The following is a 13,268-nucleotide window of genomic DNA, read 5'->3' on the forward strand; positions in this document are numbered from 1 at the left end:
ACAACAGATGAAGAACCCTATTCAGCCTGATTGTTGTGACACGTCCGGGTTTGCACCCGAACACCTCAATCAATCCTGCTTTTGTATAACGCTGGACCGCAATGAGCTGGGCCGGGAGCTGGATACTGCCGCGAGCGAGCCGGGGTTTCACGACCGAATCGCCGCCAATCAGCCGCATCTGTTTTCCAACGTCCCGGTGTTTCTGCCTGCCCGCGCCCTGATGGCAATGCAAGATATCGTCGCAGCCATCGAACAGGTGGCGCAAATACCCAGCTACAAGGCGACGGTTCTGGGCTGGGCCCCGCCGATTGCACAGCACGATCTTGGGCCGCAGGGGGCCCTGATGGGCTATGACTTTCACTTGTCAGACGAAGCCCCGAAACTGATCGAGGTGAACACCAACGCCGGGGGGGCATTTCTGAATGCGCTGTTGGCACAGGCGCAAACCTTGTGCTGCGCAGGGCGGGTGCATGTCGCTGATGACAGCCATGTCGCAGGCTTCGAGGCGGCTGTGATCGCAATGTTTCGCGCCGAATGGCAGCGCCAGCGTGATGCGGCACCGCTGCGCCGGATTGCCATTGTCGATGATGCGCCGCAGGATCAATATCTGTATCCGGAATTTGTGCTGGCCCAGCAGACGCTTGCGCGGCACGGCATGGATGCGCTGATCTGCGATCCGCAGACGCTGACTTTTCGCGACGGCGGGCTTTATTTCGGCGATCTGCTGGTTGATCTGGTCTATAATCGGCTGGTGGATTTCACCCTATCCGAGCCACGCCATGCCGCCCTCCGCGCGGCCTATCAGGCCAGCGCAGTGGTGGTCACACCCAACCCGCACACCCATGCGCTTCTGGCCCACAAACGCAATCTGACGGTGCTGTCCGACCCCGTCGCATTGGCGGCAATCGGAGTGCCGCCCACATTGGCCGCGCGGTTGCAGTCAATCCCGCAAACCCGATTGGTCACACCCGAAAACGCCGCCGCCCTGTGGCAGGACCGGCGGCAGTTGTTCTTCAAACCCGTCTCGGGGCATGGCGGCAAGGCGGTCTACCGAGGTGACAAGCTGACGAAATCTGTTTGGGTCGACATCACCCAGGCTGACTATGTGGCGCAGGCGATGGCCACGCCCAGTACGCGGATGATCCAGCTCGACGGGGTGCCCACCCCGCGCAAGGTCGATTTGCGGCTTTACACCTATGCCGCACATCCGCTGCTGGTGGCTGCGAGGGTTTATCAGGGTCAGACCACCAATTTCCGCACCCCCGGCGGCGGCTTTGCGCCGGTTCTGACTGTCTGATCCGCAGTTCCGGCAAATCCTCGCGGAATTAGCCCCGGCGCTGTAATCCGCAGCGGGGTCAGGCGTCTGTATGTTCAGAAGGCTCTTGCGCCATCAGGCGTGGCGGGCCTTGGCCCGGAACAGGATGCCGCAATGAGCATGAACATCGAAACACCGCCGGGCTGGCGGGCCGACACCGCGCCCACGGATGTGATCGAGGAAAAGGACCTGCGCAGGCGTGGCCGTCTGCAACAGACCAGCGGAGAGTTTCTGCTGTGTCGTTTGCTGGCAAAGATCATTCGAACGGGCACGCTTCACGTGCAGATGCCCAGCGGGCGCACCCATAACGGCACCAAGATGTAGGCCGCGCGTCCGGGCGATCCGTTGCCCGGACACACCGTCAGGGATCTTTAGCCCGGCGGGGCATCAGCCGCTCCGGCAACCACAGGCTTGGCCAGACCGCTAGCCCCAGCACCGCCGCCGTCAGCACAAAGGCGGCGTTGGGCAACCAAGTCACATCATAAAGCAGCCCGCCCGCCCCTGACCCCAGAGCCGCCCCCAGACTGGCTGCCGCCGTCTGCTTGCCCAGTTCCGCGCCGGATTTATGCCCGGCATGGCCAGCAATCCAATAGGTCAGGATCGGTGATAATATCCCGGCACTGGCCGCCACAGCCCCGACCACCCCCAGCATCGCCGGGAATTCCGTGGCCAAGGGCACGGCAAACAGCCCCACCCCCATCACGCCAAAGGCGGGTGCGATCAGCCAGCGGGTCAGTTCTGGCTTGACCAGCGGCGAAAACACCAGTGCCTGCACCGCGATCATTACGCCCGAGCACAGCGTGAACATCGCCGCAATCTGCGCCGGGGTCAGACCAAGTTCCTGCTTGCCGCGCAACGCCAACCCCACCTCGAACACCGCAACCCCAGCGGACACGACAAAGCCCAAGGCCAAAAGCCACCGCACCAGTCCCGGTTCGCTGGTCACGGCAACCTCACGGGCATCGGGCGGGGTGGCAACGGCTAGACGCACAGTCAACGCCACGACCAGCGCCGCGATCAGCGCCAGACCGCCCGTTGCGACCAGCGGCACCGCCAAAGCACCCGCCGCACCTCCAAGCCCGCCCAATCCACGTGTCAGTGCCACGCCCAGCGTCGGCCCCAACAGAAACCCGGAAATCCCCGCCAGCGAAACAAAGGTCAACCGACGGCCCAGTTCCGCCTTGGTCGCCGACACGTCCGTGACCGCCGCAAGGGCAACCGGGGTGACCGCGGCGGCGAATAGCCCGCTCAACGCCCGCTCCACATAGACTGCGGTCAACGTTTCGAACACTGCGAATGCCAACATAGTCGCGGCAAAACCGACAAGCCCGATCAGTAGGACAGGCCGCCGCCCCCACTGATCCGACAGCCGCCCCCAGAACGGTGCACATAGAAACAACGCGAACATATAAAGCGCCGTCAACAGCCCGGTAGCGCGCGACACATGCTCCGCCGTGCTGGCCTCGCCCAGCAGGCGTTCGATCAGGTCGGGCAGCTGCGGCAGCAATATCCCGAAACCGACGGAAATGGTGAACACCGCCAGCATCAGGGCGGCAAGCATTGATGTCCGAGGTCTGGCTTTGACAAGATCACGTGGGGTATCTGTCATACGGCGCGGCTCAGATCGCTGCAACTGCGCCAGCCAGCAGATCACGCACCTGACCGGCCACCGCATGTAGCGCCGGATTGTCGATGGCCGCCATCGAGGCCGTGGGATTTATGGCGCTGACCTCAACCCCGCCGTCAACCGCCCGGAGGATCACGTTGCAGGGCAGCATTGCGCCCACGCGCGGCTCCAGCGCGATGGCTTCCAGTGCCATCTTCGGGTTGCAGGCCCCTAGAATGCGGTAGGCTGGCATATCCACGTCCAGCTTCCTCTTCATCGTTGCCTTGACGTCGAACTCTGTCAGCACGCCAAAGCCGTTATGAGCCAGCGCGGCACGGGTTCTGGCGTCGACCACGTCAAATTCCGCACCTGTGATCAGCCGGTTGATCGTATAGTCCATCGGGTTTCCTTTAAGCTATTTGCGCAAGTATTTGACCAGCGCCGCAATCGCGAGGCCGACCAGCACGAGGGTGACGATCATCCAGAGCCAGCCGAAGCCCATTCCAAATCCCATACCATAGCCGTTCATCTTCATGGCCTCCTGATCTGTGTTGGGATTTCTCCCGCTAACGGAAACTTCGCCCAGTTAGCGGGAGAAAAAAGCCGCGTCAGTCGTTGTCCATCATGCCTTTACCCATGCCCTGCATGCCGCCTTGCTGTCCGCCCATGTGGCTTTGCATCATTTCTGCCATGGCGGACATTTCAGCCTCCGTCACCTGCGCATCTCCATCGGCGTCGTGCATCTGGAAGGCACGCACGGTCATCGGTCGAGTGTGGGCCGCATGCATCACCGCGAATTCCTCCAGCTACAAAGTACCGTTGGCGTCGGTGTCGTAGGTCTTGAGTTCAGCCTGAATCCCGGCTGTCATTTCCTCGGGACTGAGCGTGCCGTCTTTGTTGGTATCGAACGTGACCATGGCATAGCTCTGGCCGCCAGCCATCATTCCCATGCCTCCGTCCATCATACCGTCATGTTGCATATGGCCCTGCTGGGCGACGACCGGTACGGCGACAGCGGCTACGCCAAGGGCGGCAACGGTAGCGAGGGCGAATTTTGTCGAACGTTTCATTCTGTCTCTCCTGGATCAGATTGCGATGGGTCCAATCTGAGAGCGAGGTGTCCCACAGGTTTGTCAGGGCGACGCCAGTTTTGTATCAATCTGTCGCAAGCAAGGGCGTTGAGAGAGATTTGCGACAAACTTCTGTCCGCAGACCCAACAGGTTCGGCTAGGGTCGAAATCAGGAGACAATGATATGACCCAGCCGCCGCATATCCTGATCGTCGATGACCATCGCGATATCCGCGATGCGCTTGTGAAGTATCTGGAAAAGAACGGCATGCGCGCGACCTCTGCCGCCGATGCCGTGGCCATGGATGCGGCGATGAAGGTGGGTCAATTCGATCTGATCGTGCTGGATGTGATGATGCCAGGCGAAGATGGCCTGTCGGTTTGCCGACGTCTGCGCGCGCAGGGGGCCATTCCGATCTTGATGCTGACAGCCCTGGGTGATGAAACTGACCGTATCGTGGGTTTGGAGGTTGGTGCGGACGACTATCTTCCGAAACCCTTCAATCCGCGTGAGTTGCTGGCTCGGATCAAAGCTATCTTGCGAAGGTCCGACCGGGCGGAAGTCGTTGGTCGCAGCCTTGCCGGGCACAGATTGGCCTTCGACCGATGGGTGCTTGATACCGACCGCCGGACCCTGACCGACGACGATGGCATCGAGGTCGCACTGACAACCGCAGAATTCCGTCTGCTGACGGTGTTTCTGGAACGGCCGCGCTTCGTGCTCAGCCGCGAACAACTGCTTGATCTTAGATCGGGTCGCGCCGCACAGGTGTTCGACCGCACCATAGACAACCAGATCAGCCGCTTGCGCCGCAAGATCGAGGCTGATCCGGCCAAGCCTGCGCTGATCGCAACCGTCTGGGGTGGAGGCTACAGCCTTGCCGCAGATGTCAGTTGTCGCGTTGCCCTTAAATCTGGCACTTGGCGCGTTGGTCGGGAGTGGACAAAACATGGGTGTCGTCGTCGGTGATCTGGCCTGTGCTAAGGTAAGCTCTTTACGAGGGGGGCTGCCATGGACGTTCGGATTGCGATCGAAACGACCTTCGACAACGGGGAGAAGCGTACACATCAGCTTGATAGCATATCTCGACCCTACCGGGTCACCTGCCCAGACGGGATCGGGCTGCGCCTCGAGGATGGGAAGAAGATCGCCGAACAGTTCCAAAGGGTAATCCTTTACGACCAAGTCGAGGAGATCACTCGAGAGAGCCGCGTATGCCCTGATTGCGCCTCGGTTCGTGCCATTCATGACTATCGCACGCGCGTTCTCGACACGACCTTCGGGCGGGTTCGGGTCGAAGCCGCGCGCTTGCGCCGCTGTTCCTGTGATGTGAAGTCAGCGGCGATGCCCGGCGGACCTATTTCTCCGCTGGCCTATTTCTTTCCAGACCGGGCTACCCCGGAGCTGCAGCGGTTCCATGCGGAGCTCGGGTCCCGGCATTCCTTTCGCGAAGCCGCGCGGCTGATGAAGAGCTTCTTGCCCTGCCACCCGCCCCATCACGCCACAGTGCGCGCCCGGTTGGGTCGGATCGCCGAGCGGCTCGAGTGTAGTCGCAGGGCTTCAAGCAGTCCCGCTGAGGTGACGCCCAAAGGTGGTTTGACGGTTTTCCTAGACGGTGCACATATCCGCTGTCGCCCGGAATATCAGCAGCGACATCTGGATCTTGTGGTCGGTAAGATTGAAAGCCGAAATATATGTCGACGATTTGGCATGGTCGTCAATGCGACAGCGTCGCCACGCCGCCGCATGCGCGAGGAGCTTTCGGCCTTTGAATGGAAGCCAGGCCGTCTTTTGACGGTCATTTCGGACGGCGAGGCAGCTCTCCCGAACCTCATCCGAAATGCCACCAACGGCGACGGCCCGGTGAAGCATATCCTCGACTGGTGGCACTTCTCTATGCGTGTGCAGCATGTCGAGGCAGCCGTTCAAGGGCTCGTCCAGACACAACGTTTTGCCGGCAATCCAGTGCTGTTCCAGCGCCCCGCGAAAAGCCTACGCTGGTGGTTGTGGCACGGCAGAGCACGCGTCGCGGAAACCTACCTGAAGGGGCTCATGCACGATTGCGCCAGCTTTGCGGAAGAACCTCAGGCTGTCCGCGCGGCTGCCGCGCGCGTGCAGGCACGCTGCGAGACCCTGTACACCTATCTTGCGAACAATATGGAATCCCTTGTGGACTATGGCCGCCGCTATCGGAGTGGGCTGCCGATCTCATCATCTCGTGCTGAGAGTTCGGTCGATGACATTGCCAATGCCCGGATGGGAAAGCGCAGAAGGATGAGGTGGTCACTAAAAGGGGCTCACCGAGTTGCCGTCACACGGGCCGCCGTCCTCGACGGTCGCCTGACGGTCACAAACAGCAAACGCGCGGCATGACCCCCATGTTATGTCCACTCCCCTTTCGAGGTGTCCCAGATCAAAAACACGTTCTGGGGAACCCGCGAAGCAAGGTGTTTATGCCCGGGTCGGCCGGGGTATTAACTCGTTGGGCCATCATTTTCCTCTGCCCAGCAGGCGCGACCCGTCGGCAATCCTATACACTGGGCCTTATGCAGGTCAGACTGCTTTACATGACCGAATTCGATGACCTTACTGTCGCCTCCTATAATGTCCACAAGGGCGTGGGCACTGACCGACGACGTAATCCCGGCAGGATTGCTGCGGTGATTGCTGAAATCGGGGCTGATATTCTGGCCTTGCAAGAGGTCGACATGCGGTTTGGCAATCGTGAGGGTTTGCTTGATCTGGAGGCTCTGCGCCGCGATCTGGGCCTGATCGCCGTGCCGGTGGCCACTGTCCGCGAAGCGCATGGCTTTCACGGCAATTTGTTGCTGGTGCGCAACGGGCTGGTGCAACAGGTCCATCATCTGATCCTGCCGGGGCTGGAGCCGCGCGGCGCACTAATCAACGATCTGCAGATCGCAGGCCAATCTTTGCGGGTCGTGTCCACGCATCTTGGGCTGCTGCCCGCGTCGCGCAGGCTGCAGGCCCGCGCCATTCTGGACAAGCTAAGCACGCTTGACGCCCGGCCCATCCTGCTGATGGGTGATCTGAACGAATGGCGCCACGATGCCCGGTCACCATTGAAGGCCTTGAATGCACATTTCACCAAACCACCAAAACTGCGGAGCTTCCCAGCGCGCTATCCGTTGTTTGCGCTGGACCGGATGATGACCAATGCGCAGGCCGAACTGCATGGCCTTGACGTCCATGACACGCCTTTAGCGCGGCGCGCGTCAGACCATCTGCCGATCAAGGCGCAGTTGCGGCTGATCGGTTTGCAATCGGGTTTGGACCCGTTGGTGGATGAGACATGATCCACTGGAGCCTTGGCTTGCTGATCTGGATGTTTTTGGTAACGGCGGTTGTGGCCGTAGCCTCGATCTTGACATTCCGGTCGTGGCGGCGCTTTGCCAAAACGGCGCGCGGCAAGCCGGGCAAATCGCTGCTACGGACCGGGCCGGATACGCCGCTGGACGCGCTTTTCAACCCTCTTGAAGCGTTGCGTCCCGGGCAAAACGGATTGCTTGGCCTGTTCGATCCGCGTGAAGCTTTCGCCGCCCGTACCTTTTCGGCGCAACAGGCCGGGCGCAGTCTTGACCTGATCTACTATATCTGGCGCACCGATATGACCGGCTGGCTGCTCGTTGCCGATCTGCTGGCGGCGGCGGATCGCGGGGTGCGTGTCCGGCTCTTGCTGGATGATGTCAATGTGCAGGGATTTGATCCCGCTTTTCTTGCGCTGAACCAGCACCCGCAGATTGAGGTGCGCCTATTCAATCCGACCCGCAACCGGGGCCACGCGCTGCGGCGCGGGTTGGAGATGTTGCTGGGTCTGGCGCGGTTCAACCGCAGGATGCATTGCAAGGCCTGGATCGCCGACGGGCGGCTGGCCATCGTTGGTGGTCGCAACATCGGGGACACCTATTTCGGGGCGGTGGGTCAGGGCGGGCGAAACTCGATCGACGCGGACCTGATGGTGGTGGGACCAGCGGTCGCCGAACTCGAAACCCATTTCGATCTCCTTTGGAACCATGGCCTTGTGCTACCCATTCTGGCGCTGTGGCCTAAGTTCAGGATCAATATGACGCGCTTTCGCAGCAGGCTTGCACGGCGCCTGGCCGCGCCGCGCCCCCTGGATTTCCGCACGCAGGTTCTGGATGCACCGGACTCCAACACTGTGCTGAGCACGGGTTTGCGCTGGACCGATACGGTGCGCATCCTGCACGATCCGGTCAGCAAGGCTTACGGCCTGCGCGACGCACCGTGGATGTCCGAAACAGTAGCCGCCGTTCTGGCCGAGGCCCGTCAGGAGGTGCGCCTTGTAACACCATATTTCGTGCCAGGCAGTACCGGGATGCTGCCCTTGCTGGCACTGGCAGCCCGGGGGGTGCGCGTCAGCCTGCTGACCAACGGATTGTCCTCGACCGATATGATTTTGGTCCATGGAGCCTACCGCCGCTATCGCTGGCCGTTGCTGGCAGCCGGAGTGCAGATCCACGAATTCGCGCCACCCGCAGACCTAAACCGGGGCCGCGATGTGCTGCATGCCAAGATTTTTCTGATAGACGGGCGGCGGGCGATCATCGGTTCGCTGAACCTTGACTTGCGATCCGCCAATATGAATACGGAAATGGGGGTCCTGTTCGAAGAGCCCGAAATCATCGCCGAGCTGACCAGGATTATTGACCTCAGCTCCACGCCCGAGCGCGCCTATGCGCTGTCCATTCAGGGCCGTGCGCTGCGCTTTGCCGTAAGCCGACCGGGCCTCCCCGCGCAGATGGGGTTCGAGCCAGAGGTCCCCCCCCTGCGTCGTGTCATTTCCTGGGTGTTTGGCCGATTGCCTATCCATTCCTATCTGTAGGGTTGTGCCCCGATGCAGCCGCGATGTTGATACATCAACTGTTGGCATTGCTTAGCGGACTGCGGTCATCGCTTAGCCCAAGCCGTATCTGCTTTTCTATTTCGAGTATGGCGAAGAAGACCGCACCGATAGCGACGATCAGAATGCCGTCAAGGGGCGGCACGGGCTGCGTGCCCAGCACGGGCTGAAGCGGCGGCAGGTAGGTGATGGCGAATTGGGCGGCGGTAATAACGATGACTACGGTCCAGACCACCCGCGTCCCGCGCGCAGCAGCCCAGGTCAGCGAAGTGCTGTGGATGTTGCGGATGAAGAATAGGTGAAAAATCTCCAGCACCACAAGAGTGTTCATCGCCATGGTCTGGGCCAGCGCCAGCGGATAGCCCTTGTCGATACCATAATTGAAGACGCCAAAGACGGCAGCAAAGAACAGCCCCGCCACCAGAGCCACATGCCATACAAGCGCCCCCGATAGGATCGGCGCATCGCGGCGGCGAGGTGGCCGGGCCATGGTGCCGGCCTCGGTCGGCTCGAAGGCAAGGGCAAGGCCCAACGTAATGCCGGTAATCAGATTGACCCACAGAATCTGTACCGCCGTCACCGGCAGGGCAAGGCCGGCAAGCAGCGCCACAACCACCACGATCGCCTCGCCGGCATTGGTCGGCAATTCGAAGGCGATCACCTTCTTGAGGTTGTCATAGACTGTCCGGCCTTCGCGTACCGCTGCAGCAATGGAGGCAAAGTTGTCATCGGCCAAGACCAAGTCGGCTGCCTCCTTTGCCGCCTCAGACCCCTTGATGCCCATGGCGATGCCTGCATCGGCGCGTTTCAGCGCGGGGGCGTCGTTGACCCCGTCGCCGGTCATCGCGACAGACAAACCACCGGCCTGAAGGGCGGTCACAAGCCGCAGCTTGTGTTCGGGGCTGGTGCGGGCAAAGACATCGACATCCGCCACCTCCATTGCCAGTTGCGCATCGTCCAACTTGTCGAGATCGGCGCCCGTCAACACGCGATGCGGGTTTGCCAGCCCGATCTGGGCCGCGATGGCGGCGGCGGTGCCTGCGTGATCGCCGGTGATCATCTTGACCCTGATCGATGCTGCCCGACACTCGGCGACGGCCACGATCGCCTCGGGGCGTGGCGGGTCGATCAGGCCGACAAGGCCAAGGAATGTCAGCCCGCCCTCCAAGCCGGTGGCGTCGATGCAGTCGGCTGCTTCGGCCCGCTCGGCAAGCGCCAGAACGCGCAAACCGCGCCGCGCCAACAATTCAGCCCTGTGGTGCCAGTGGGGCTGATCGATGCCTGTGCACATTCGCAGCACCCGCTCGGGCGCGCCCTTGACATGGGTCAGGCGTCCTTCCGGCGTCTCGGTCAGAACGGCCATGAAGCGGTGACGGCTGTCAAAGGGAATGGCATCCAGCCTGCGGGCGCTATGGTCGCCGCCGACCTTGCGGGCAAAGGCCAAAAGCGCGCCTTCCATCGGGTCGCCTTCAACCGTCCAGATCCCGTTGCGCTGATGTAAAGCGGCATCGTTGCACAGCGCCGCCGCGCGGGCGAGGCGCGCAAGATCGCCCGAGGGTTCGATTACACCTTCGGGTGCATAGCCAGCACCTGACACGACAAACGCGCCGTCAGGTGTCTGGGCGGCGGCCACCACCATTTCGTTGCGGGTCAGAGTGCCGGTCTTGTCGGTGCAAATGACCGAGACCGAGCCGATGGATTCAATCGCCGGCAGACGGCGCACGATGGCATGGCGGCGCGCCATCGCCTGCACGCCGATGGCCAGTGTGATGGTCATCACGGCAGGCAGGCCTTCGGGGATCGCCGCAACAGCGACGGCGACCACGGTCATGAACAATTCGGAAAATTCGTGATGGCCGACGTAATAGCCCCAAGCCAGCAGCAGACCCGCCGCGAGCAGGATCAGGAATGACAGCCAGCGCGCGAAATGGTCCATCTGCGCCACCAGCGGTGTGGTCAATGTCTCGACCCCCGCCAGCAGCCCGCCGATCCGTCCGATTTCCGTGGCCTGTCCGGTCGCCACCACCAGCCCGCGCGCGGTGCCCTGGGTGATCAGAGTGCCTGACCACAGCATGGATTGGCGGTCGCCAAGCGGTGCATCAGCGGCCACCGGACCTGTGGTCTTTTCCACCGGCACTGACTCGCCGGTCAGGATCGCCTCTTGCGCCGCCAGCCCCCGCGCCTCCAGCACCCGCAGGTCGGCGGGCACCTTGTCGCCCGCCTCCAGTAGTACGATGTCGCCGGGCACCAGTTCGGCCCCGTCCACTGTCACGCGCTGCCCACCCCGCAGCACGGCAGCCTTTGGCGCAAGCATGTTGCGGATCGCGGCCATCGCGGCCTCGGCCTTGCCTTCCTGGATGAAGCCGATCACGGCATTTGCCAGCACAACGGCAAGGATCACCCCGGTATCGACCCAGTGCTGCAAGGCCCCTGTCACCACAGCGGCCCCCAGCAGGACATAGATCAGCACGTTGTGAAACTGCACGAGGAACCGCAGCACCGGCCCGCGACCCCGCTCCTCGGGCAGGCGGTTCGGCCCGTGTTCGGCCAGCCGACGCGCAGCCTCCTGCGCGGTCAAGCCCTCGGGACTTGCGTTCAGTTCGGCCAGGCAGGTTGCGGCGGGGTGGGCATGCGCGTCGGTCAGCACCATGTCATCGTGCCGTATAGCCGCCGTCCACCGCCAGCTCGGCCCCGGTGACAAACTTTGCCTCGTCCGACGCCAGATAGACCACCGCCCAGGCGATGTCGTCCGGCTCGCCCATATGCCCAACGGGGTGAGCCGATCCGGTAGCGACCTTTGCCGCTTCGGGGTCACCCGACATAGCGCGCAGGTGGTTTTCCACCATCGGCGTCCAGATATAGCCGGGATGGATCGAATTCACCCGGATGCCTTCAAGGGCATAAGCGATTGCATCGTTCTTCGTCATCAGCCGCACAGCCCCTTTCGAGGCGTGATAGGGTGCGAGGCTGCCGCTGCCGACCAGACCAAGGATCGACGAAAGGTTGATGATGGACCCAGCCCCTGCCGCGCGCAGATGCGGGATCGCGTGTTTGGTGCCAAAGAATACGCCCTTTACGTTCACCGCCTGCACCCGGTCCCATTCGGCCTCGGTCACCTGATCGGTGGGATTGGGACTGCCCAAGATGCCTGCGTTGTTCACCATGACATGCAGCCCGCCAAACCGCGCCGCCGCCGCGTCAATGGCGATTTTCAACGCGCCCTCGTCGGCGACATCGACGTGCCAAAACGCCACATCGTGACCTTGCGCAGACAGTGTGGCGGCCAGCGTTTTGCCCTCGGTGGTCAATATGTCAAAGACCGCGACCTTCGCGCCTTCTTCAGCCATCCGCTCCACACAGGCCCGGCCGATGCCGACGGCACCCCCGGTGACAATGGCTATTCTGGATTTGAGACGGTTCATGATGGCTCTCCTTTGATACGGCGGTTTCAACGATTGGGTGGCGATCCCGTCTGCGCGCAGATTCCAGTGAGAACCGTACGCGGGAAGGCATTCGTTTGACGGCTGCCCCCAAAGTTGGCGGACGAAACGGCAGCATTGCGCGACGGGGCGCGCGCCGATCTAGCGCGCGATGATCACAGTGCAGGGTGCCCGGTTTGCCACATCCGAGGCCACGGAACCGAGAAACAGGCGCGACAATCCGCGTTTGTCACCAGTGCCCAAGACGATGGCATCAATGTCATGTTCGATCGCACAGTCGATGATCCCGCCAGATGCCTCCCGGGCGAGAACGACCATCGCTCCAGACACCTTTTGTCCGCTTTTGGAAACCGACACTGCAGCGGCGTCGAGGATCGCCTGCGCTTCGTCCTTGGTCCAGACCAACGCCTGTGGCCCTCGGGGCGATGCGCCAAAAGCTACGTTCACCGTGACAAGCGAAAGTTCGGCCTCAAACTTGCTGGCAAGCTCCATCGCTGCAAGCAAGGCGATTTCTGCATGGTCCGACCCGTCGACACTGCATAGAATCCGTTTCATCAATTTTCCCTTCGTTGTTCAATTTGTGTAATTCGGTTTTTCGGTTGCATCGGCGTCGCCACGATCTCGACCATCCCGGGACCAGACATGAAGCCCCCGGCAAGTTGGTTGATCGTCGTCAATTTCCGGGTTCTGGCGGCCCCGCCATGCCGCCCAGACCGGCGGACGTATCAACGGCCTGATCGCGTGGAGCCGTCTCGTGCGCCTTGAGGAACCGAGCGAGATCGGTATCGGCGATGCGCCATCCCTTGCCGATATAGATGGCGCGCAAGTCACCGGACTTGATCCACAGCCGCACGGTCGCCTCGGCAACTTCAAGCCGTTCGGCAAGCTCCTGCACGGTCTGATACCCGTCTTTCGGCATTCAATTTACTCCCCAACATGATGCAGAATAGTGATGTC

General features: G+C 61.9%; 14 protein-coding genes. 6 read left to right on the plus strand and 8 right to left on the minus strand.

Annotated elements, in window-relative coordinates:
• Nucleotides 1-7 precede the first annotated feature (7 nt).
• Nucleotides 8-1,297, plus strand: coding sequence for an ATP-grasp domain-containing protein (locus AKV04_RS16055; protein WP_054007497.1), 1,290 nt, complete (start codon nucleotides 8-10; stop codon nucleotides 1,295-1,297).
• Between the two features lie 132 nt (nucleotides 1,298-1,429).
• Complete coding sequence (locus AKV04_RS16060; RefSeq protein WP_156317587.1) at nucleotides 1,430-1,639, plus strand: hypothetical protein; 210 nt, start codon at nucleotides 1,430-1,432, stop codon at nucleotides 1,637-1,639.
• A 37-nt stretch (nucleotides 1,640-1,676) separates the two neighbouring features.
• On the opposite strand, the gene AKV04_RS16065 is transcribed toward AKV04_RS16060, so the two are convergent.
• The 4 genes from AKV04_RS16065 to AKV04_RS27210 all read right to left on the minus strand — a co-directional run bounded on the left by AKV04_RS16065 (nucleotide 1,677) and on the right by AKV04_RS27210 (nucleotide 3,991).
• A complete protein-coding gene (locus AKV04_RS16065; protein ID WP_202905638.1) occupies nucleotides 1,677-2,924 on the minus strand; it encodes an MFS transporter in 1,248 nt (415 codons plus the stop codon).
• Between the two features lie 10 nt (nucleotides 2,925-2,934).
• A complete protein-coding gene (locus AKV04_RS16070) occupies nucleotides 2,935-3,321 on the minus strand; it encodes a DUF302 domain-containing protein (RefSeq protein WP_054007434.1) in 387 nt (128 codons plus the stop codon).
• A 208-nt stretch (nucleotides 3,322-3,529) separates the two neighbouring features.
• Nucleotides 3,530-3,709, minus strand: coding sequence for a hypothetical protein (locus AKV04_RS27205; RefSeq protein WP_235815666.1), 180 nt, complete (start codon nucleotides 3,707-3,709; stop codon nucleotides 3,530-3,532).
• 18 nt (nucleotides 3,710-3,727) lie between these two features.
• On the minus strand, nucleotides 3,728-3,991 hold the full coding sequence (locus AKV04_RS27210) for an EF-hand domain-containing protein (RefSeq protein WP_235815667.1): 264 nt from the start codon (nucleotides 3,989-3,991) through the stop codon (nucleotides 3,728-3,730).
• A gap of 184 nt (nucleotides 3,992-4,175) precedes the next feature.
• Here AKV04_RS27210 and AKV04_RS16080 point away from each other — a divergent pair, with 184 nt between their 5' ends.
• The 4 genes from AKV04_RS16080 (at nucleotide 4,176) to AKV04_RS16095 (ending at nucleotide 8,853) form a co-directional block, all read left to right on the plus strand.
• Nucleotides 4,176-4,961: a response regulator gene (locus AKV04_RS16080; protein ID WP_235815668.1), complete on the plus strand. Its 786-nt coding sequence runs from the start codon at nucleotides 4,176-4,178 to the stop codon at nucleotides 4,959-4,961.
• A 42-nt stretch (nucleotides 4,962-5,003) separates the two neighbouring features.
• Nucleotides 5,004-6,365 carry an ISKra4 family transposase gene (locus tag AKV04_RS16085; RefSeq protein WP_054007435.1) on the plus strand — a complete coding sequence of 454 codons (1,362 nt, stop codon included), beginning with the start codon at nucleotides 5,004-5,006 and terminating at the stop codon, nucleotides 6,363-6,365.
• Between the two features lie 194 nt (nucleotides 6,366-6,559).
• Complete coding sequence (locus AKV04_RS16090; protein ID WP_054007498.1) at nucleotides 6,560-7,306, plus strand: endonuclease/exonuclease/phosphatase family protein; 747 nt, start codon at nucleotides 6,560-6,562, stop codon at nucleotides 7,304-7,306.
• On the plus strand, nucleotides 7,303-8,853 hold the full coding sequence (locus AKV04_RS16095; protein ID WP_054007436.1) for a phospholipase D-like domain-containing protein: 1,551 nt from the start codon (nucleotides 7,303-7,305) through the stop codon (nucleotides 8,851-8,853). Before AKV04_RS16090 ends, AKV04_RS16095 begins: the two co-directional genes overlap by 4 nt.
• A 34-nt stretch (nucleotides 8,854-8,887) precedes the next feature.
• Here the strand turns inward: AKV04_RS16095 and AKV04_RS16100 are convergent, their stop codons facing one another.
• The 4 genes from AKV04_RS16100 to AKV04_RS16115 all read right to left on the minus strand — a co-directional run bounded on the left by AKV04_RS16100 (nucleotide 8,888) and on the right by AKV04_RS16115 (nucleotide 13,230).
• Nucleotides 8,888-11,521, minus strand: coding sequence for an HAD-IC family P-type ATPase (locus tag AKV04_RS16100; protein WP_054007437.1), 2,634 nt, complete (start codon nucleotides 11,519-11,521; stop codon nucleotides 8,888-8,890).
• A gap of 1 nt (nucleotide 11,522) precedes the next feature.
• Complete coding sequence (locus AKV04_RS16105; protein WP_054007438.1) at nucleotides 11,523-12,293, minus strand: SDR family NAD(P)-dependent oxidoreductase; 771 nt, start codon at nucleotides 12,291-12,293, stop codon at nucleotides 11,523-11,525.
• Between the two features lie 159 nt (nucleotides 12,294-12,452).
• A complete protein-coding gene (locus AKV04_RS16110) occupies nucleotides 12,453-12,866 on the minus strand; it encodes a universal stress protein (RefSeq protein ID WP_054007439.1) in 414 nt (137 codons plus the stop codon).
• A gap of 118 nt (nucleotides 12,867-12,984) precedes the next feature.
• Complete coding sequence (locus AKV04_RS16115) at nucleotides 12,985-13,230, minus strand: helix-turn-helix domain-containing protein (protein ID WP_054007440.1); 246 nt, start codon at nucleotides 13,228-13,230, stop codon at nucleotides 12,985-12,987.
• Nucleotides 13,231-13,268: the final 38 nt, after the last annotated feature.

This window comes from Cypionkella psychrotolerans, assembly GCF_001294535.1.
GTDB lineage: Bacteria > Pseudomonadota > Alphaproteobacteria > Rhodobacterales > Rhodobacteraceae > Cypionkella > Cypionkella psychrotolerans.